The organism is Methanosarcina sediminis (genome assembly GCF_052056915.1).
GTDB lineage: Archaea > Halobacteriota > Methanosarcinia > Methanosarcinales > Methanosarcinaceae > MTP4.
In genome coordinates this window covers 1,366,819-1,387,292 of sequence record NZ_CP195119.1, presented here as the reverse complement: position 1 = coordinate 1,387,292, position 20,474 = coordinate 1,366,819, and the positions used below count along the sequence as shown (strand labels likewise).

The 20,474-nt window shown below is 45.9% G+C and carries 18 protein-coding genes; 5 read left to right on the top strand and 13 right to left on the bottom strand.

Annotated elements, in window-relative coordinates; genetic code table 11:
* Nucleotides 1–210 precede the first annotated feature (210 nt).
* The 3 genes from ACSAZK_RS05760 (at nucleotide 211) to engB (ending at nucleotide 4,012) form a co-directional block, all read left to right on the top strand.
* On the top strand, nucleotides 211–1,830 hold the full coding sequence (locus tag ACSAZK_RS05760; protein ID WP_440956426.1) for a BatD family protein: 1,620 nt from the start codon (nucleotides 211–213) through the stop codon (nucleotides 1,828–1,830).
* A 546-nt stretch (nucleotides 1,831–2,376) separates the two neighbouring features.
* Entirely contained in the window at nucleotides 2,377–3,375 is a 999-nt protein-coding gene (locus ACSAZK_RS05755) for a DHHA1 domain-containing protein (RefSeq protein ID WP_440956425.1), read from the top strand.
* Nucleotides 3,376–3,382: 7 nt separating this feature from the next.
* The gene (engB, locus tag ACSAZK_RS05750) at nucleotides 3,383–4,012 is read left to right on the top strand and encodes a GTP-binding protein EngB (protein ID WP_440956424.1); all 630 of its coding nucleotides are present in this window, start codon (nucleotides 3,383–3,385) and stop codon (nucleotides 4,010–4,012) included.
* Between the two features lie 131 nt (nucleotides 4,013–4,143).
* Here the strand turns inward: engB and ACSAZK_RS05745 are convergent, their stop codons facing one another.
* The 4 genes from ACSAZK_RS05745 to ACSAZK_RS05730 form a co-directional block, all read right to left on the bottom strand.
* Nucleotides 4,144–5,847 (bottom strand): ATP-dependent DNA ligase, encoded by a 1,704-nt coding sequence (locus tag ACSAZK_RS05745; protein WP_440956423.1) that lies wholly within the window; start codon nucleotides 5,845–5,847, stop codon nucleotides 4,144–4,146.
* A gap of 95 nt (nucleotides 5,848–5,942) precedes the next feature.
* Nucleotides 5,943–6,941 (bottom strand): homoserine dehydrogenase, encoded by a 999-nt coding sequence (locus ACSAZK_RS05740; protein WP_440956422.1) that lies wholly within the window; start codon nucleotides 6,939–6,941, stop codon nucleotides 5,943–5,945.
* Nucleotides 6,942–6,967: 26 nt separating this feature from the next.
* A complete protein-coding gene (locus tag ACSAZK_RS05735) occupies nucleotides 6,968–7,471 on the bottom strand; it encodes an amino acid-binding protein (protein WP_048177971.1) in 504 nt (167 codons plus the stop codon).
* Nucleotides 7,472–7,690: 219 nt separating this feature from the next.
* Nucleotides 7,691–8,836, bottom strand: coding sequence for a helix-turn-helix transcriptional regulator (locus tag ACSAZK_RS05730; protein ID WP_440956421.1), 1,146 nt, complete (start codon nucleotides 8,834–8,836; stop codon nucleotides 7,691–7,693).
* Between the two features lie 222 nt (nucleotides 8,837–9,058).
* Between ACSAZK_RS05730 and ACSAZK_RS05725 the strand changes: the two genes are divergently transcribed.
* Together ACSAZK_RS05725 and ACSAZK_RS05720 are read left to right on the top strand one after the other, a co-directional pair.
* Nucleotides 9,059–10,390 (top strand): hypothetical protein, encoded by a 1,332-nt coding sequence (locus ACSAZK_RS05725; RefSeq protein WP_440956420.1) that lies wholly within the window; start codon nucleotides 9,059–9,061, stop codon nucleotides 10,388–10,390.
* An 11-nt stretch (nucleotides 10,391–10,401) separates the two neighbouring features.
* Nucleotides 10,402–10,665, top strand: a complete 264-nt coding sequence (locus tag ACSAZK_RS05720; protein WP_440956419.1) for a hypothetical protein — start codon at nucleotides 10,402–10,404, stop codon at nucleotides 10,663–10,665.
* A gap of 135 nt (nucleotides 10,666–10,800) precedes the next feature.
* Here the strand turns inward: ACSAZK_RS05720 and ACSAZK_RS05715 are convergent, their stop codons facing one another.
* From ACSAZK_RS05715 to ACSAZK_RS05675, 9 genes are all read right to left on the bottom strand, one after another.
* Nucleotides 10,801–11,127: a phasin family protein gene (locus ACSAZK_RS05715; protein WP_440956418.1), complete on the bottom strand. Its 327-nt coding sequence runs from the start codon at nucleotides 11,125–11,127 to the stop codon at nucleotides 10,801–10,803.
* A 69-nt stretch (nucleotides 11,128–11,196) separates the two neighbouring features.
* Nucleotides 11,197–11,457 carry a hypothetical protein gene (locus tag ACSAZK_RS05710; protein WP_440956417.1) on the bottom strand — a complete coding sequence of 87 codons (261 nt, stop codon included), beginning with the start codon at nucleotides 11,455–11,457 and terminating at the stop codon, nucleotides 11,197–11,199.
* Nucleotides 11,458–11,733: 276 nt separating this feature from the next.
* Nucleotides 11,734–14,742, bottom strand: a complete 3,009-nt coding sequence (locus ACSAZK_RS05705) for a heavy metal translocating P-type ATPase (RefSeq protein WP_440957113.1) — start codon at nucleotides 14,740–14,742, stop codon at nucleotides 11,734–11,736.
* Between the two features lie 73 nt (nucleotides 14,743–14,815).
* Nucleotides 14,816–14,998: a heavy-metal-associated domain-containing protein gene (locus ACSAZK_RS05700; protein ID WP_052718268.1), complete on the bottom strand. Its 183-nt coding sequence runs from the start codon at nucleotides 14,996–14,998 to the stop codon at nucleotides 14,816–14,818.
* A 235-nt stretch (nucleotides 14,999–15,233) separates the two neighbouring features.
* Nucleotides 15,234–15,446 carry a heavy-metal-associated domain-containing protein gene (locus ACSAZK_RS05695; RefSeq protein ID WP_440956416.1) on the bottom strand — a complete coding sequence of 71 codons (213 nt, stop codon included), beginning with the start codon at nucleotides 15,444–15,446 and terminating at the stop codon, nucleotides 15,234–15,236.
* A gap of 88 nt (nucleotides 15,447–15,534) precedes the next feature.
* Nucleotides 15,535–15,738, bottom strand: coding sequence for a heavy-metal-associated domain-containing protein (locus ACSAZK_RS05690; protein WP_440956415.1), 204 nt, complete (start codon nucleotides 15,736–15,738; stop codon nucleotides 15,535–15,537).
* 203 nt (nucleotides 15,739–15,941) lie between these two features.
* Nucleotides 15,942–17,597, bottom strand: coding sequence for an ABC1 kinase family protein (locus ACSAZK_RS05685; protein ID WP_440956414.1), 1,656 nt, complete (start codon nucleotides 17,595–17,597; stop codon nucleotides 15,942–15,944).
* Nucleotides 17,598–17,693: 96 nt separating this feature from the next.
* Nucleotides 17,694–20,006 carry a tetratricopeptide repeat protein gene (locus tag ACSAZK_RS05680; protein WP_440956413.1) on the bottom strand — a complete coding sequence of 771 codons (2,313 nt, stop codon included), beginning with the start codon at nucleotides 20,004–20,006 and terminating at the stop codon, nucleotides 17,694–17,696.
* The gene (locus tag ACSAZK_RS05675; RefSeq protein WP_440956412.1) at nucleotides 20,006–20,470 is read right to left on the bottom strand and encodes a hypothetical protein; all 465 of its coding nucleotides are present in this window, start codon (nucleotides 20,468–20,470) and stop codon (nucleotides 20,006–20,008) included. The genes ACSAZK_RS05680 and ACSAZK_RS05675 overlap by 1 nt, the downstream gene beginning before the upstream one ends.
* Nucleotides 20,471–20,474 lie beyond the last annotated feature (4 nt).

The following is a 20,474-nucleotide window of genomic DNA, read 5'->3' as shown; positions in this document are numbered from 1 at the left end:
GTGCAATGAAAAGAGAAGAAAGTTGCAAAATGAAATAATCTAACGGAAAAATTTGAAAAGCATTTATAATCAGTGTACCAATCTATAACGATTATCACTTAAAAGAATGAATGAAAGAATACGCTAGAATGCGTAATACGTAAGAATGTGTAAATGTTTCCGGAGCATGAGGGTACTGTATCATCAATGTAAATTAAGGGAGGGATAACTATGGTTAAAAAAAACTTACTTTTGGCATTACTCGTCGTTTTTATCCTCTCCTGCCTTTCTACTGCTGCTCTTGCTGCAGATGATGTGGAGTGGGTGGAGAAGCTTAACGATAAAAAACTTTACTGGGGAGATTCCGTCACAGTCGGAGGCTATGTAGTTAAAGCAGAAGACTTTCATGACGAAGGAACGGTGTTTGTCACTATTTCAAAAGATGGGGAAGAACTGAAAAGTGGCCCTCTTGCTGCGGGGCTGGAACTCGAATATGACGATGAAATAAAGGTCTATGCCCAGAAAGTGGACCCTAATTATGAAATCATTAAAAAGAACGGGGTAGAGTTCAAAACTGACAACTGGAACCCTTATGCCCAGCTGGATATTCTCCTCAGGGGAAAACCCGGTTTCGATATCGACGTTGACACGGACCAGGACAGCTACGACCCGAAATCTGCTTCTGACAGCAGGATAGATGTGACGATAAACGTTAAGAACGACGGAGACGCAAAAGCCGAAAACGTTGTGCTGACAATTGACACTGCAGGGCTTGAGGTAATAAGTGGAAAAACAAAGTACACTTACACAAAGGTCCTGAAAGGCGAAGCATTGGAGCCGATTACCCTCACATTGAAGACACCGGCACCCTGGGAAGATACCAATTACAAAATTATCGTAAAGACCGAGTTCGAGGATTTCAAGGGTGAGGAGTACGAAGACGAGGGGTCAAAAACCATAAAAATCAAGCGGAAATGGGACCTCATAGTTTCGAAGAGTGCAACAAAAGAGCGCCACATGGGAGAACCCGTATATGTTTCAATGTCAGTCCGGAATGGCGGCCTCTGCGCTATTAAGGATATCGAACTTACGGATACGCTGGTCTCGGGCATGCGGCTTGAAGAAGATATTGAGCTTGGCACAACCCTTTCCCTGGAAGCAGGAGAGGTTGCTGCAGATGTCTTCAAGTATACGCTTATCCCGGAGAAACCTGGAACTTTCACCTTCCCAAAAGCAGTTGCTACTTTCACCCTGCCCAACGGGGCGAGCAAAAAAGTCGAATCCGACAATTCCGACAAGACCAAAATCTACGGTCCGAACATAATCCTTACCAAATCACTCAGCACAAAGCAGCTTAAGGAAGGAGACGAACTGACGGTAACGGTCACAGTAAAGAACTCAGGCAACGTTGACTCAAGCGTGACGGTAACAGATACCGTTCCCCCCGAAGCTAAATTCATAAGCGGGGAAACAAGCTACAAAGGAGTCCTCCAGAGCGGCGGCGGGGCAAAGAAAATCAAATACATCCTGCAGATGCACAACGAAGGAGAAATTCAGCTGCCTCCCTGCAAAGCAACTTTCATCGACCTCGAAAGCTACAAGGGAGAAGTCTATTCCGATACCCCGCCTGTCGTGAATGTCGGGACCCTGACCCTGGAAGCAAGCAGCGAACAGCAGAAGCCCACAGGGACAACTGAATCCAACCAGGAAAAGAACGAAGAGCGCGATGATACCCATGTGAAAACCGGCGGGACCGAAGAGGATTACGGGGACACCCCGGGTTTCGGAGCCCTTCTCGCAGGCCTCGGGCTTCTTGGAATTGCAGGGCTCAGGAAAAAAGGGATTGTCTGAAAAAGGGCTGGTCTGAAAATTACTCAGGAGAGTGTTTTAAAACACTCTTTTTGAGATTCTTTTTTTGAGATTCTTTTTTTGAGATTCTTTTTTAAGAACCTCTTTTTATAAACTCTTCAAAAATTCTTTTTGAACTATAGTCAATGGCCCAAATTTTTTCACTGATCTCAGATGGAAGTTAAACCACTGAAAGCACGGAAAACACGGAATAAAGGAAAGGAAATAGAGACACAATCATTCCGTGCTTTCCGTGTCTTCTGTGGTTATAATATAAGTGTAAATATTTACTTCCGGGACTATAATCTCCCGGATTTCCGGGGAGCATCAACTTTTCTCCTACTAATTTTTCAACACTTATATCCGCACAGTTCTTTTACCCATTTAATTTGCTCATACCTTTTTCAAGCAGCTTCCCCATTTCCCGAAAGAAGCTGATTTTTCAAGCTTTCCCCGGCGAATAAACCTGCTGTCTGAAAATAAGTGAAAGTTTAAAAATATGAAAAAGAACTTCTTTACTATCCAGTAAAAGAAAAAAGGAAGCCCAGAATGAAAGAACCCCACGACCTGCTAACAGCAAAAACCCTGATCCTGACCCATGGAGATTCGGACGGGATATGCTCGGGTGCCATTGCAAAGAGTGCCTACCCGGATGCATCCGTATACTTCACAAATCCGGTTAGCCTTCTGGATAAGCTGAACGAGATCAGAGACGTTAAAAACCTCATCATCTGTGACATCGCAATTAATGAAAGGCACTGCTTCGAACTTTACTCCAGGCTCCAGGACCTTGCTAAAAAGTGTAACCTCTACTACATTGACCACCACCCTCTCCCGGAAAGCTGTATGGAAGATGAAAAAGGGGGGGAAGAATGGTTTTACAATGACTGCACAGGACCCTGCAGTTCTGAACTAACCTTCCGTGCCTTTGAAGACCTTCTGAGCCGGGACATGAGGAGGGTTGCCATTTACGGGGCTATAGGAGACTTTTGCGACAACACGCCCCACGTGAAGCACTGGGTCAGGGACTGGGACAAACGAAGCCTCTACTTCCAGGCAGGGACCTTGATCCAGGCGGTGCTCCAGAAAGGCAAGGACTACGAATTCAAAAGGACTCTCCTGAATCCTCTCTCAAGGGATAGGATTCCTTCAAGGATTCCGGACCTACTGGACCTTGCCCGGGATGCGGCCCTGAACGAAGAAAAGATCCGGGTCTTTGTCAAACAAAACGTGAAAGTCCTGAAAAACAGCGCGTATATTGTAAATACGAATAACTCCATTTCAAAAGCAGCTATCTACGCAGCCTCATACGGACGGAAGGAAGTTGGCATTGCAGCCGAAAACCGTCCGAAAAAAGGGATATACGACCTGAGCATCCGTTCCAGGGGACAGGCAGATGTGAACCGGCTCCTGCGCAGCATTGCTCCCCGGTTCGGGGGAAGCGGCGGAGGGCATCCTCACGCGGGGGGGGCACGCATCCCCGAAGAATCTTTTGAGGCTTTTCTCCACGCCTTCGATGCCGGGCTTGGAGAAGCAGAAATGAGGTAAAGAAAAAATGAAAGCAAGCAAAACCGTGGAACAAAACGGTACAAACCTTGAAATCCTCTTCGTCGGGCGCTCCAATGTGGGCAAATCCTCTCTCATAAAGGAACTTTTCGGAGCAAAAGTAAGGGTCGGAAAACGCCCCGGGGTTACCCTGCGCCCCTTCCACGTCCAGCTCTCGGACCTGCTCGTCACCGACATGCCGGGCTTCGGTTTTATGAGCGGGGTCAAGGACCGGAAACAGGATATCGTGAAAGACAAGATTGTACACTACATCGAAAACAATGCCGAAAGGATCAAGCTTGGAGTCCTGGTGATAGACGGCCCCTTCTTCCCGGATGTCGTCGACCGCTGGGATGCCAGGGACCAGATTCCCATTGACATTGAGATGTTCGATTTCCTGAGGGAAGTCGGGATCGATACCCTGATAGCTGCAAACAAGATGGACAAAGTCAAAGAAAACGAGTATGACCCTCTCCTGGATGAAATCGCAGCCCGCCTTGGGCTTGAGCCCCCATGGGAAAACTGGAAACACCTGATCGCCCCGATCAGCGTCAAGAAAGGGGAGTTAAAACCCCTCAAGAGCCTCCTGAAAGACAGGTTGCACGAAATGAAGCGGGATGACCTGTTCAAGTATATTTGAGGGGTGACCTGTTCGAGTATATTTGAGGGGTGACCTGTTCGAGTATATTTTAGATTTCAGGATTCAAAACTCCGAAATTAAACACAGTTCGGAACTCCTAATAAAAATTAATAAGAGTCGCCGGTCAAGGTTCAAAGCTTTTTCCGCTGCTGGGAATAGACCCTTTCGATCCGCTGGATGCTGTCGGCTTCATCAGGGGCTTTATCGTTCCGGATGCGGATGAAGCGGGGGAAACGCAGGGCAAAACCCGAGTCGTAGTTGGGGCTCTTCTGGATTTCTTCGAAAGCGATTTCGACCACGACTTTTGGCCGGACGGCAAAAACTCCTCCGGCTTCCCCGCCCATGAGCCCGGAGAGCATTTCTGTGAGCTCTTTTAGCTGTTCGTCACTCAGGCCGGTGCCTACCTTGCCGATCTGCAGGAAACGGGTCGTATCAGAGTCATAGCAGCCGACTGTGTACGAGCCTATAAGGTTGGCACGTCTCCCGAAACCCCATTCTGCACCGATGACCACCAGGTCAAGGGTTTCCATGAGAGGCTTTTTCTTGAGCCAGTTCTTACCGCGTTTTCCAGGGGAATAAATGGAATCCGGATTTTTGACCATGATGCCTTCGTGCCCGGCATCCAGGGCTTCCTGATAGATCTTTTCCACGAGTTCGAGATCGCCTGTGATGACCTGCTCGTCTACGGAAATGGACCTGGAATCTTCAACCGAACTTTCCACGCAGGACTTGAGGGCTTTTCGCCGCTCGCGGAGGGGGAGATAGATAAGGGTCTCCCCGTTCAGGTACATGATGTCAAAGAGATTGAGCTGAATCGGAATAGAGGCGGCTTTCTCAGCCACGTCATACTTGCGCCGGAAACGCTTCAGGATCTCCTGGAAAGCCCTCGGTTTGCCGTCTTCTGCCACAGCTACGGCTTCCCCGTCCAGGATTGCGGATTCAGCTTTCACATGCTTCCGGACGATGTCCACAAGGTCGGGGAGGGAGTTTGTTACGTTTTCGAGTTTCCTTGAGAAAATGGTTACCGAATTTCTGTCCTTGTGGATCTGGACCCTGGCCCCGTCGAACTTCCATTCGATTGCAGCTTCCTTCATGTCCCTGATATCAGCATCGATGTCCGGGCTGATCTGGGAGAGCATCATTTTGATGGGGCGGTTTATTTCGATCCCAAGCTTTTTCAGGCCCTCAACCCCCTCGGCCTTGGCTGCGGCAGCCACATCCCCGAGGTCGTTCGTGACCATAAAAGCTTGTTCCACAACATCTGCCGGCACGTTGAAAGCCTTTGCAATAGCATCCCTGACGACGCCTTCCCCAACTCCGATGCGCAGCTCTTCAAGGGCGAGGCGGGCTATGAACTTTGCTTCCCTGGGGTTGGAAGAGTTGAAAAGGAACTGGAGATTTTTGATTTTCAAGTTCTGGGAGCCTTTTCCCGTGGCTTCGGAAGCGGTAATGAAACGCTGGTAAACTTCGGAGATGGAAAATTCGGACTCCTCTTCCAGGAAAGAAGTAAAAGTGACCTGGTTTTTCTTCTTTTCCTTCAGGATCAGGAGGGCGGTCTCCCCTATGTCCCCTGTGGTCCGGATCAGGGCTTCAATACTCTTTACCGACATCCCCGACGCTTTCGAAAGAGACGCATAAAGGAGGCTGGTCCCTATCCCCAGCTGTTTTCCTGTCCAGGCAGGGAACACTTCACTCATGATAAAGTGGGTTGCCAGGGGCAGTTCTTCAACTTCCACTTTCCGTAGAAATTCCGCAACCTTATTCGTGGTTTCTATGGTACTCGATATTTTCTCGATGGCCTGGCAGGTCTCTGCAAATTCCCTGAAGCTCGTCATGGTCCCAGCAGCTTTTATTTTTTTGGTTTACGATGTGTTAGCTATTTTAGCTCTTCGGGCATCCGGATTTTGATCCGCAGCCTTCCTGTTTCCTTTCACTGCTCCCTGTAAATCGAGACAAGGTCACTGAGAATTGCACTTGCGGTCTCCACAGAGCCGGCACCTCTGCCCGTAACAGTGATTTCTCCTGCAAGTTCGGTATCCAGGGAAGCCACGTTGAGGGTCCCTCCAACAGCCAGGGGATGGTTAATGGGAACAAGCCTGGGAGCCACATGGATCCGGTCCCTGCTGACCTCTCCTATGAGTTTGATCACGTGTCCGTTCTCGTAAGCCATTTCCAGGGCTTCGGGAGTGATTTTCGTAATTCCCGTAACGTCGACATCCCCATAGGTGGTGTCAAGCCCGAAAATGGCGTTTGCAAGGATTACGAGTTTGCAGGCGGTATCGATTCCTTCAACATCGTAAGTTGGATCTGTCTCCGCAATCCCGAGTTCCATGGACTCGGCAAGGATGTCGGTGTAACTTGCCCTTTCTTCCAGCATCCTTGTCAGGATATAGTTACAGGTCCCGTTCAGGATGCCTTTAACGCTTCTGATATTGTTTCCAGCCAGGACTTCTTTTGCAAAGTTGATGACAGGCATCGAACCGCCAACAGTTGCCTCAAACCTGAACTTCGAACCTGCTGCCTTTGCGGTTTCCACGAGGTCCCGGTAGTTTAGGGTAAGAGGGCCCTTGTTAGAAGTAACAACGTCCAGTCCTTTTTCGAAAGCTGCAAGCATGTTCTGGAGTCCGGCCCCCCCGGTTTCGATATTAGTAGGAGTTGTTTCGATTACCAGTTCATGGTCTATGGATTTGATGACTTCAAGGCCCGTGATTTTTTCCAGGGCAACTGTTCCCTTTTCCCTTTTGCGGGCAAGGCAGTCAGCAAGGTTCACCCCCTCGGGAGAGAGGGTTGCACCTTTCGAGTCCACTACTGCAATCACGCGGACGTCAAGGCCCATATTTTCCAGGTACTCTTTCTTCATCAGGAGCACTTCGGCTACACCCTGTCCGATCGCACCGAATCCGATAATGGAACAGCGTACTGTTTTCATCTTAATATTCTCCTAAAATCTTTTTTTCAAGCCTGGACGTCTATTGGTAGGACCATCAGCAGGTCTTTCTTTGCTGATACTTCTTTCAGGATGTTAAGCGACTTCTGGATTTCCTCTTTCCCCAGGGCATTGATTTTTATGAGAGCTGAAGAAAGCATATCAATACCTGGCATGGAAAGGGTAAGGTCCGCAACCTCGGCAAATCCGGTCTTGTCTATTTCATCAATGGTATCCTGAATCCCGGTATGGACTACGTGCCCTATCAGGACCACGTTAATACTTTCCCTGAAACGGTGCTCACCGACCCTTACGACTTTGATTCCGTTCTCTTCGAGCCTTGCCTTGATGGCTGCGATATTTTCGGGTCTGGTCTCGAGTACGAGCTGCACAGGAACCGTTTTTCGGGGGGTAAGCTTCTGGTGGTGGTGCAGAACAGTTATCAGGTTAGCCCTGCATTCTGACAGAGGCTGAAGGGCTAAAAGCATCTGCCCGGGCACATCCTTTAATTCAATGTCCATGGAAACTCGCATATTGTCCCTCGGTGTAATTTCAGTTATGAAGTATCTTTAAGATATGAGAAGCAAAAAGGGTATTAACTAAAATTATCATATTTTAAAATATTTCAAATGTATTCCCATACTTCCTGCTGTTAGTAGGTGAATTCAGTTATATAATTTGCTATTTTCGGTTTTTCAGAAGAAGTCTCATTCCTGGAGAGGAAGTATTCAATCCAGGGATCTTCAACGATTTCAGGAACTTTCCCCTTTCTTATCCTTTTTATTTTCATTATCCCTTTTTAAAACATGCTCATCCTGGATCCTTATAATATTTCCCCTTCCTTTCTTGAACTTTTCAATCATCCCTCGCTCTTCCAGGTCCGAGAGCATCAGGCTTACCTTGGACTCGGAATAACGGGATTTCTTTCTGAGTTCCAGCTGGGTAATCCGGTTCCCGCTCGCACGGATGAGTTCTAGAACCTCCTTAAGGTCTTCCGGAAGGTAAGCTTCAGGATCATGCTGGATATCTATATCCGGAACTTCTGCAATCGGTTCTTTCGGCGTCTGCGAAAGTGGAGGGGATACAGCAAGTTTTGATTCATCCCGTCCTTCTTTTGATTCGACTTCTGAAGTGACTTCGGTTCCTGAGGTTTTATCTTCAGATTTTTCTTTTTTCGAAGAGTAGGCTTCGGGTTCAAGAACCTCTGCCGCAGGGTTCCGGGTATCTTCTTCAGCAGCCTGTAAGGCAGAAGATTCAGGGCTTGTTTCTGAGGAACCTCCAAAATTTCCTGCATTTTCTTTGAATTCCTCAAAGTTTTCCAGAGCATTCCCTACACTTCCGGGGCTCTTTTCACTCAACTGTTTGTTTTCCTTCAAAGGAGCATCCGAAATTTTCGGGGGTTTCCCGTGTATTTTTTTCCAGAAATATCCGGTAAAAAGCAGAATACATAGGACCAGTAACAGGGTTGAGTACATGGTGTTCTCGGAACTGTCCTCGCTCACAAGTTCCGCTTCTTCAAAATCCTTATCGAATTCTTCAAATTCGCTCTGGTCCAGAAGCTCTTCCTCGTATGCAGGAAAGAGGAGAAGGTCAACTACATAATCCCCGTTTTCAGTTATCTTAACCGTCTCTTCAGCCGCATACACTATGGTATTTCCTTCAAAATAGCTCGCTTTTACAAGATAATTTCCAGGTGGCAGGTTGAAGGAATATACAGCGTCCACTGCAACAAAGTACTGCTCGGGGGTCGAATTTACTTCAATCACGGCGTTATTAAGCGGCTCGAAACTGTACCACTCATAGACGTTCCCGTGCACGGTTGCAGCAAGGGCTGTTCCCTGGACAAAAAGGAGGGAACATAATATGCAGGTGAACGTAAAGAGCTTTTTAAAATTCACGCAGTGATAAATGGGGTTTTAACATAAATCTTTTACTTTCCTCCAGAAGACCCTGATATTTTAAGACATAATAAAGTTTTAATAAGAAAAATAAGACTTTATCAAGCTTTAAAATTTACATGCTTCAATCCATCAAGGATTTTCCGGAAAGAATGCTTATATTTTCTCCTTTCCAATAGAGCATCAGTTACAAAATTATAACAGATTAATGGAGGCAGTCAGATGGAAAAATCAGAGAAAGTCATACGCTATTTATCCTGTTTTACTATCATACTTCTCCTCTTCAGCATCCTACCTGCGACCGCCCTTGCCGGAAACGGACAGGGTGTAGAAAATGGAGCTGAGAATGGGAAGTCATGGAAAGTAGCAGATTCCGAAGGTTCAAACACTGGAGAGGATGCAGATACTGAAGAGGGAGCAGACGAAGAAGATTCGGATTTCGAACCTCTCAAGAAAAAGGAACTGATACAGCAAAGAATCCATGAAAAGAAACAGTTGAAAGAAGAAGTTCAGAACCGGAGAAAAGAATACCAGGGCGCGAAAGGGGCTTTTCTCAGGATCAGGAGCCAGATCCGGAATGGAGAATTTGGGGATACGCAAAGGGAAGCTACCAGGGCATATCTTACCTCAAGCATCGACTACATGATAGCCCACCTCGAGAACATAATATACAACCTTGAGCAGTCAAACAGCAACAGCACAGAAGAGAGAATTGACGCTATCAGAGATCAGATAGAAGAGCTTGAGGAAGAAAAGAAAGCAATTGAAGATGCCCCTGAAGATGCCAAGATCGAAGACTTCGCAAATTCTGCTACATCCGTCAGGGGAGTCTGGAACAACGCCAAGAAAAACGCAGCTTTCGAAGCAGGTCAGACTGTCAGCGAGAAGATGGAAGAATCCCTGGCTAAGTCGGAATCCCTCTCAGAGTTGCTCCGCGATAGAATCCAGACTCTAAAAGAAAATACTGAAGATCCCGATGAACTCGCAAAACTGGAAGACCTGGATGATAAACTTGATGATTATGACGATTTAATGGAAGATGCCCGGGAAAAGCAGGAAGAAGCCAAAGAAACCTACCGGGAGGAAAATCCAGGTGAAGGGGAAATGGAAGAGGCAAACAACCAGTTGCGTGAAGCCCTTGAAACCATAAACGAAGCAAACGATCTACTGAAAGAAATCTTCAATGAACTTAAAGAATACGAAACCGAAGATAACAATGAAGAAAATGATTCTGAAGACCTCAATTCAGATGAAATAGACGACGAGGCAAACGACGACGCAGACGATGATGCAGGCGACGATGCAGACGATGATGCAGACGATGCCTCAGATGACAATGCAGACGATGCCGCAGACGACGATGCAGACGATGATGCAGGCGACGACGCAGACGATGATGCAGGCGACGATGCAGACGATGATGCAGACGATGATGCAGGCGACGACGCAGACGATGATGCAGACGATGATGCAGACGATGATGCAGGCGGAGATGATACGGAGGATGGAGAAACTGGGGGTTCCGCTGAAGAAGACGGAGAAAACGGGATTTAAGGAGGAATTCAATGGTAAAATTCACTCACCTGCTCATCCTCTCAGCTTTAATGGTCTGGATTGTGGGTTCCGGATGCGTCGGGAACGACGCTGCTGAAGTAGAAGAATCGGGAATTGACTCCGATGCCGCCAAAGCAGGAGAAGAAGCCCCGAATTCAGAGGAACTGGAGCTTAACGAGGCAGAAATCCTGGAACTTGAAGCCGATATGGCAGAACTCGAGGCACTGCTTGAAAATGTGAGCCTTGAGGAAGACATCGTGATTGAAGAACTGTAAAAAGATATATCCCACCTGCAAAAACAGAAACTAAAAAACAGAAACTAAAAAACAGAAACTAAAAACAGAAACTAAAAAACGTAACTAAAAAAATATGTGGTCATAAGACCTGAACAAAAAAAGGAAAGGTTGTTTTCACTTGAAAAACATCTTTTCTTTGTTTTTCATTTTCCGGACTTCTTCTTCAAGGGTTGCGATTCTGGTTTCAAGTTCCTGCATCTCTTTTCTAGAAATCACATCGGCTTTTGAAAAGGTTTCCTGGATTTTCTCGGAAATTTTCTTCTCAAGATCGGTTTTCTGTTTCTTGCTCTCCTCGAGCATATCCAGAACCAGTTTTTTGCCTTCTTCCTTATTTATGTCCCCTTTATCGACCAGATCCTTTACGAGTGCATCGATCTTTTCTTCGGTCATTGCACAGAGGCCGGCCCCTATGAGCCCCAGTTTTCTAATGGAGTTTTTCATATTAACACCTGGATTTGAATTATTAATCTTGATATAATTGCTTGCATGGTAATAGGTAATTCCCGGAGATCAGGAGGCTTTTTTGCTTTCTTCCCTGCTCTCAAGTCGGTCAATGATTTTCGGCCAGAGGGACAGTGAAATTATCATGGTTATAACAAAGACAAAAACTGCACCTGCCACCATGTCCACGTGGGTGTAGGACATGTCCCCCCGAATCATGTTGGTCAGGATCGCTCCAAACAAAAACAGGTTCAAGATCACTATAGAGGTTGCAAGGCTTGCAAGGAGTACAAGCCTTGTCCTTTTGTCCTTAGGTCCAAATTTCACCATGGAGTTCACCCATTTACTGTAGAGACTATATCTCTAAAAATTGTTCGAAGCTTACTGGTTGTTTTAAGTGTTGAAGTTATTTTAAATGTGGTGGGTTACTTTTCGATCATAAAAGGTTTGGTCGGAACACAATTTGATTCGAAAGATTTTGCAGGCATCCGCCCTGAATATTTAGTCCTCTTCTCTCAGATATTTAGCCATCTTTTCTCAGATATATGGTTATTATGTCTTGATTCTTCCTTAAATTATTGAAGCACAGGAGTATCCACCCTGAAATTATTTAATCTTACTTCTTTTCATGAGCAACGAATTGGTGGTCACTGAAACCGAACTAAGGGCCATGAACGCTGCTGCAAGTTCCGGGGAGATCAGGATGCGCTCTACAAAAGGATAGAGAATTCCTGCAGCTATGGGGATGCCAAGGGCATTGTATCCGAAAGCCCAGAGCAGGTTCTGCTTGATCTTGCGGATGGTCAGACGGCTCAGGCGAAGGGCTGCGACCACGTCCATGATGTCGTTCTTGATCAGCACGATTTCGGCGGATTCCATAGCCACATCAGTTCCCGCGCCCATGGCGATCCCCACGTCGGCCTGGATCAGGGCAGGAGCGTCATTTATCCCGTCGCCCACCATTCCTACGAGTTTGCCTTCTTCCTGAAGTTCCTTGACTTCTCCCGCCTTGGCTTCGGGCAGCACTTCGGCAAGCACCCTCTCAATCCCGACCTGAGCTGCAATGGCATTTGCGGTTGAGGCATTGTCTCCGGTTATCATCACAACTTCGATTCCCATTTTCCGGAGAGTCTGAACCGCGTCTTTCGAGCTCTCTTTAAGGGTATCGGCTACGGCAATCAGTCCCAGGGCTTCGGTTTCAAGGGCAATGAGCATTGCCGTCTTTCCGTTTTCCTCAAGCTTACTCATATCGGCGTCAAGTTCCCTGAAAGAAATCCCGTTTTCTTCCATCAGCTTCCGGGTGCCCAGGAGAACCCTTTTTCCTTCGAAGTAGGCTTCCACCCCTTTGCCGGGAATCGATTTGAAATCCGCTGCATTCCCGGGCTTTATATCCTGCTTCTCAGCCCCTTTGACCACCGCTTCTCCAAGAGGGTGTTCTGATCCTTTTTCAGCCGTTGCTGCAACGAAAAGCACCTCATTTTCCTCCCTGCCGGAGGCCGGCAGGACGTCCGTAAGTTTCGGGGTGCCTTCGGTAAGGGTCCCTGTCTTGTCAAAAACGATCGCATCAAGCTTGTGTGCCCTCTCAAGGGCTTCCCCTCCCTTGATCAGTATCCCGTTTTCCGCACCTTTGCCCGTGCCTACCATGATGGCTGCAGGGGTTGCCAGGCCCACGGCACAGGGGCAGGAAATTACAAGGACGGTGATTGCTATCAGCAGGGAAAAAAGGAAAGGGCTGATTCCGCGGAGGGCTTCGGACTCGCCCACGCCGTAGCGCCAGTATCCTATAAAGAACCAGAAGAAAAACGCAAGCAGGGCAATTATGTGTACAGCTACGATAAAATTTCCGGCAAAGACATCGGCAACCCGCTGGATGGGTGCTTTCATGGTCTGGGCACTTTCAACGAGCTTTATGATCTGGGCAAGGGCAGTGTCTGCCCCGACTTTCGTGGCCCTGAACTTAAAAGCCCCGGTCTTGTTCAGGGTAGCTCCTATAACCGTATCGCCTTTTCCCTTCTCCACGGGAATGCTCTCCCCGGTCAGCATGGACTCGTCCACCGCCGAGTTTCCTTCCGTAACAACCCCGTCCACAGGGATCTTTTCGCCGGGACGGACCACCACAGTGTCTCCCACGACCACCTCTTCAACGGGGACCTCCTTTTCTTCTCCTTCAAACAGGATCCGGGAAGTCTTTGCCCTGAGCCCCATCAGTTTCCTGATGGCTTCCGAAGTCCTCCCCCTTGCCCTGGCTTCCAGGTAGCGCCCGAGGACAATGAAAATGATCAGGAAAGAAACCGTGTCGTAGTAAGTACTGTCGTAGCCGGGTCCCAGGTCCAGGAAAGTCGAGGCCACGCTTATCAGGTAAGCTGACCCTGTCCCTGCGGCGATCAGGAGGTTCATATCGGTTACGCCGTGCTTGAAACCCTTATATGTCCCGACGAAAAACTGCCTCCCCGGAAAGAGGAGGACCAGGGTTGCCAGCAAGAATAACACAATCGGGTCAGAAAGAAAGGCGGGAACGAAGGAAAAAAAAGGGATCATCATCCTCATGTTTCCAAAAAAGATGGGTATCCCCAGAGCCAGGGCAATGAGCAGGTTATTCTTTTGCTTACGGATCTCAGCTTCCCGAAACTCCCGTTCCCTATCCTCATATTCCGCGGTTTCGACCTTTACGGAAGCCCTATAACCGATGCTCTCGACAGCTGCAATCATTTCCCGGACCGAGACCCGGGAAGAATCAAATTCCACCACAGCTTTTTCCAGCGGGAAATTTGCCGAAGCCGAAATTACCCCTTCAGTTTTGTTCAGGACCCTTTCGATGTTTGCAGCGCAGGCCGAACAGCTCATGCCCTGCAGGTCCAGGGTAACGGTATCCTTCTCAACCCCGTACCCTATTGACTCGATGGCTTCTTCTATTTCTTTCGGAGAAATCCGGGATGGCTCAAAACTCACATTGGCTTTTTCGAGCGGTAGGTTTACAGCTGCGGACTCCACCCCTTCCTTCTTTTTCAGAACTCTCTCGATATTTGCCGCACAGGCGGCGCAGGTCATACCCGAAACCCGAAGGGTGATTTCTTTAGGGGCGGCTTCAGAAGTGGATTTTGGAGTGGCAGGAGTGGCAGGAGTGGCAGGAGCGGGTTTAGGGACGGTTTTAGAATCAGCTTTCAGGGCTGCTTTTTTCTCTAAGTCCTTTTTGACCTCTACTTCCTCCCCTGCCTCTGCTTCCTTTTCGACCTCTACTTCCTCCCCTGCTTCTGTTCCCTTTCCAGCCCTAACTTCTTTTTCGGGAGTGATCCCCTTCCCAGGAAGTTCAGGTTCCATTGCCGTAACTTTTTCTTCTTCTTCTTCTTCTTCAGTTGTTTCGGGTATCTCTTCCGAAGCTACAATTAAGGATTTTTCTTTTTCAGATTCTCCTTTTTCAGTTTCATACCCGGCTGCCTTAACAGCTTCCCTTATATCTTCCAGGCTTACTTTTTCGGGGTCGAAGCTACCTTTAGCCTCTTCGGCTTCGAGATCGACCTCTGTGAATTCTACACCCTCCAAGGTGGAGATAGCCTCAGCTACCCTTTTCTGGCAATGACCGCAGGTCATGCCGTAGACCTTTATCCTGAAATCCATTGAAATGCCGCCTGTTCCGGAACCCGGCCCCTCTGGAAGGGCAGCCACCCCCCGTATCCGGTTCCTGAATAGCTTAAAGCCTGTACCCGGCTTCGAGCAGGGTCATTTTTATGACGTATTCATCGGTTTTCTTGCTGTCGTAGGTCACATTTACAGTCCTGTCCGGAACGTTTACGTTTACACGAGAAACTCCGTTGATAGAGCTAACAAGTCTGGAGACCATGTTCTTGCAGTACCTGCAGACCATGTCATCCACGATCAGTGATGTCTCCCTGATGTTTTCACCCCCAAAGCATCAGCAGTTAAACACACGCTTGCGTTTCCCTGTATATCAAAATCTGCACTTATTCGTATATAATGATTCTGTCCAGCTGCCCCTACTGTTGTAAAAAGCGGTCCGGGCTTCAAAAACAGGATAGATCATACAGTTCATACCCTGCTTCCTCCGGCAACCTGATAACAGTCATGCAGGACTGCAGAAACAGGATAGATCATACAGGTTCATACCCTGCTTCCTTTACTGCAGCCCTGATATCTTCAAGCTCTACCTTTTTTTCGTCGTATTCAACAACTGCCTTTTTATCTTCCAGACTCACATTTGCTTCCTTTACGCCTTCCAAGGATTCAATTGCTTTTTTGACGGTCATGACGCAGTGCCCGCAGGACATGCCTTCAACCCTTATGGCTTCCTGAGTAATGTTCAAACCCCCTTCATTTAAAAAGTTAACAATAAACAAAAATAACCAGTAATAAACCATCAATGTCCTTATTTAAACATGGAATGCCCCTGTTTCACCTGGGCTCATACCCGGCATCCCTGATTGCAGCCTTGATCTCTCCCAGATTGGTTTCATCTTCTTCAAAATCTATAACCGCTTCTTTTTTCTCAAGGTTTACATCGACTTCCGTTACCCCTTTTACGGCAGCAATAGCTCTTCCAACCCGCATGACGCAGTGATCGCACTCTATATTTTCTATTTTTATAGTTTCCTGCACCAGGGCAGTCACCCCCACATTAATGGATCTGAGTTTTTAAGTTTCCATTTATTTTATCCACCCATCTCGCTTATTTTATCAACCAATCTCACGAATTTCAATCACTTATTTTATACATTTATTTTATACTCTCTTTTATTAGAGCTTTTTTATCAAAACTCACAGCCAGATATTCGAAGCCACCTATCTTCCCATAAGCCATATCATGAGACCCGAAGAAGTGTAAACAGCCAGATTAAAAGCGCTCCCGCAAACCCGGCTGCTCCCACCCAGGCAAAAGCTTCTCCACTCAGCAGTATATAAGTGGAAAGGATAAGCAGGACCGCAACGTAGAATTCTTTCGAAAAACCCCTATCTTTTTTTTCTTTCTCCTGCACTTCCATAAGCCGGTCTCCCATATCCCCCATCCTGTCAGCCAGTTCCTGGACAGCAGCCCTGATTTCAGCCTTTTCGTCCTTGGGCTCGGCGGAAAACTCGAGGTGGAGAGCAGGGCCTTTAGGGGTACTGAGTTTTTTGTAGGCGTCCATAAGGACCGGAATCGCGATTGTCTGGATTTTATAGCGGGGGTCGAGTTCCAGGCAGACCCCTTCAATCAGGAGGATTGCCCGCTGGAGGGTTGAAAACTCCCCAGGAAGCTTGATGTCGTATTTCATCCCGAGTTTTGCGTAGTTGTCGCTCTGTCTGCCCTCAAGCCCGTAGTTCTGGCTTGCGATAAGGTCATCCATGTCCTTCTTGAGCCTCCGAAGATCCACGCCCTTGGCCTTTGCTTTCCCGATTTTCAGGAAGCCTTCGGTAGCTCCTTCCACGTCCCGGTTGTTGACCGAGTAGTAAAACTCCAGCATGTTCCGCTTGAGTTCGTCATCAATGCTCCCTACTGCCCCGAAATCGATAACTGCGATAGTGTCATCCTCCCGGACAAGCATGTTTCCCCCATGGGGATCTGCGTGGTAGAAACCGTCGATATAGACCTGCTTGAGGTAGCTCTTGGTTATTATCCTCGTATACTCGGATTTCTTCGACCCCGGGATGTCCATGTCGATGACATCTTTTATCTGGACCCCTTCGATGAATTCCATGGTCAGGACATTGGCAGAGCAGTAATCGGGATAGATTTTCGGCACCGAGACTTTTTTCTCATTTTTGAAATTGTCCCCGAAACGCCGCATGTTCATGGCTTCGATCCTCAGGTCAACTTCCCGCGTGAGCATATCCCGGATCTCTTCAAGGAATGCGTCAATGTCAAAGTTCTTCCCGATCCCGAGCACTTTCTTTACGATAGGCTTGAAATCGTCAATAATGGAAAGGTCCGTATTTATAATGTCAATGAGGTTCGGGCGAAGAATTTTCACGGCCACGTGCTCCCCTTCCAGGACCCCCTTGTAGACCTGGGCAATGGAGCCGCTTGCAATGGGCGTGGTATCAAACTCATCAAAAATTTCAATGAAAGCCTGGCTCTTCCTCTTCCCGGAAGCCTCCATTTCTTCCCGGCTCTTTTTCTTTTTCCGCAGTTCAGGAGGGTCGTACTCACAGATGCAGGCAAGGTCCAGGGAATCCGTCATTTCCTCAAAAGAAAGGGGTTTCACCTTATCCTGGAGGTTCATCATCTCCACGACATAAGTCTGAGGCACAAGGTCCGGACGCTTGCTCATGGTCTGCCCCATCTTTATAAAAGTAGGTCCCAGCTCCTCAAACGCCTGCCTGAGCTTGACAGCCGTCTCCCGGTTCTCCAGGTCATAGGTACAGGTACATTGAGGGGTTGAAATATAATCAGCGTGAAGGTCCCTGTAAAGCCCCAGCAGCAGGTTGTACTTCAAAATGACCCGCGTAACCTGAAGATAGCGCTTTGTTTTCCCCAGCATCCCATTTAAGAATTAGTTATTATTGTTTAATAGAGTATCTTTCTAAGATCTGGATTTCAGGAAATTTGGACACATAATGAGCAGGATTAATAATCACTACAGTGAAGCAGGTATCGTCTCGAATTTTTCAAGTTCCTGTGCCAAACTGCTTGGGAATTCGCTTATATCATACTCTTTACCTTCAATTTTATTATTTAAAGATTCAAGGAAAAGATCAAAATATTTTTCATCATTTTGTTCTTTTAGTAATGGTATAAATTTCGTCAAACGATCTTGATCCATTTTTCTCATGCGGAAAATCAAATGATAGCAATTTCGGACGTAAATTTTAGAATTGAATTCTGCAGTTTTTAGAGATTTAAGGTAATATTCGTATTTATCATCCTGTTTTATTGCCAGATCTCCAAGTAACAGATATGCTTTTCTTAATAATTCATAATTGTTGCTTTTCTGAGCATCGAATGCGACCGATTTTGCCCTAATTTCGGCTTCAAAAAGATCATCATTCTCATAAAGGGCTTTTGCATATTCCAAAGATGTTTTCTGTAATTCAAAAGATGCACCCAGTTTTCTAAGAATCTCAATGGATTTCCGGAAATATTTCTCTGATTCAGCCATATTTCCTTTTTTAGATTCAACAATTCCAAGCCCTCTTGTCGCTGTTGCTTCCTGAAGAGGGATTTTCAAATCCTTTGCAAGTTCAAAAGCTTCATTATAGTAAACTTCTGCTAATTCGAGACCCTCTATTTCTTCCTTTTCTTCAGAGACATATTTACTTACATATACATCTCCTAATTTTTCCAGAATACCTATTTCCTGAGGTTTTGACCCGACATCTTTAACAATATTCATTGATTTTTCAAGAATATTCACAGCATCATTATATCTGTCTTCAAGTCTGGATAGCTCCCCTAAATTCTCAAGTATAGAAACTGTTGAGATCGGAGAAAGTTTTTCTGCTATTTCGAGTGAATCTTCTAGATACTTTTTTGCACTATCCCAGTTACCGGTTTTGAGATTGATTTCTCCTCTATTGCTAAATATAATTGAAATTCCTTGCTGATCCCCAAGTTCTTCTTTTATTTCCAGACTCTTCTCGTAAAATTCCAGTGCTTTATCCCATTCCCCTTTGTATTGATACAAAATCCCGAGGTTATTGTAAGACTTTGAAATTCCTTGCTGATCCCCAAGTTCTTCTTTTGTTTCCAGGCTTTTTTCATAAAATTCCAGCCCTTCATCCCATTTCCCTTTGTCCGTATACAAAGATCCGAGGTTACCATAAGATTTTGAAATTCCTTGCTGATCCCCAAGTTCTTCTTGTATTTCCAGGCTTTTTTCGTAAAATTCCAGTGCTTTATCCCATTCTCCTTTGTTATGATACAAAAGTCCGAAGTTACCATAAGATGTTGAAATTCCTTGCTGATCCCCAAGTTCTTCTTTTATTTCCAGGGTTTTTTCATAAAATTCCAGTGCTTTATCCCATTTCCCTTTACTCTGATATAAAATCCCGAGGTTATTGTAAGAACTTGAAATTCCTTGCTGATCCCCAAGTCCTTTAAATATATCTAGGCTTTTTTCATAAAATTCCAGTGCTTTATCCCATTTCCCTTTGTTTTGATATAAAAGCCCGAGGTTATTGTAAGAACTTGAAATTCCTTGCTGATCCCCAAGTTCTTCTTTTATTTCCAGACTTTTTTCGTAAAATTCCAGTGCTTTATCCCATTCTCCTTTGTCCTTATACAAAGATCCGAGGTTATTGTAAGACTTTGAAATTCCTTGCTGATCCCCAAGTTCTTCTTGTATTTCCAGGCTTTTTTCGTAAAATTCCAGCGCTTTATCCCATTCTCCTTTGTTATGATACAAAAGTCCGAGGTTACCATAAGATTTTGAAATTCCTTGCTGATCCCCAAGTCCTTTAAATATATCTAGGCTTTTTTCGTAAAATTCCAGTGCTTTATCCCATTTCCCTTTCTTTTGATATAAAAGCCCGAGGTTATTGTAAGAACCTGAAATTCCTTGCTGATCCCCAAGTTCTTCTTTTATTTCCAAGCTTTTTTCGTAAAATTCCAGTGCTTTATCCCATTTCCCTTCGTTTTGATATAAAAGCCCGAGGTTATTGTAAGAACCTGAAATTCCTTGCTGATCCCCAAGTTCTTCTTTTATTTCCAAGCTTTTTTCGTAAAATTCCAGTGCTTTATCCCATTCCCCTTTCTCCTGATACAAAAACCCGAGGTTACCATAAGAATCTGAAACTCCTTGCTTATCTCCGAGTTTTTTAAATATCGCCAAGCCTTTTTCGTAGAATTCCAGTGCTTTATCCCATCCCCCTATTTTATGTGATTTAATGGCGATTTTTTGAAATTTTTCTGCTTGTTTTAATTTCCTGGAATTTACTCTTTGAAATGCCATTAAATCCCCTCTTTAAATTCTTTTTTAGCAGGTATGGGCTGTCGATTCCAGTCTTCTTCAATAACTTCTTCTTTAGGGGTCAACTCATCAAGTGTGAGGTTAATATTTTCCACAAATTGATTGATATCTTTAGGTATAGGTCTGATGAGATTTTTCATATCTTCCGGAATTTTTATTTCGTTCTTTCCTTCAGAATAACCTATAATAGTTAATCCTTTACCCATCGCATATCCGAGTTCCCACGAGTTCACATAATCCGGTTCTTCATTAGTATTAACTATATAGATACTGCTACCTACACGTTTATCAATCGCATATTTGGAGTATTCTAAATTATCATGCTTAGGAATACACCTTATAAAAATATCCTTTGATTTTGGTATCCTCTTATTTATATATTCTTGAATGTGTGCATCCTCAACTGAAATTTTATTGCAGGATAAAAATATGTAGTAGGTTCCCATTGAT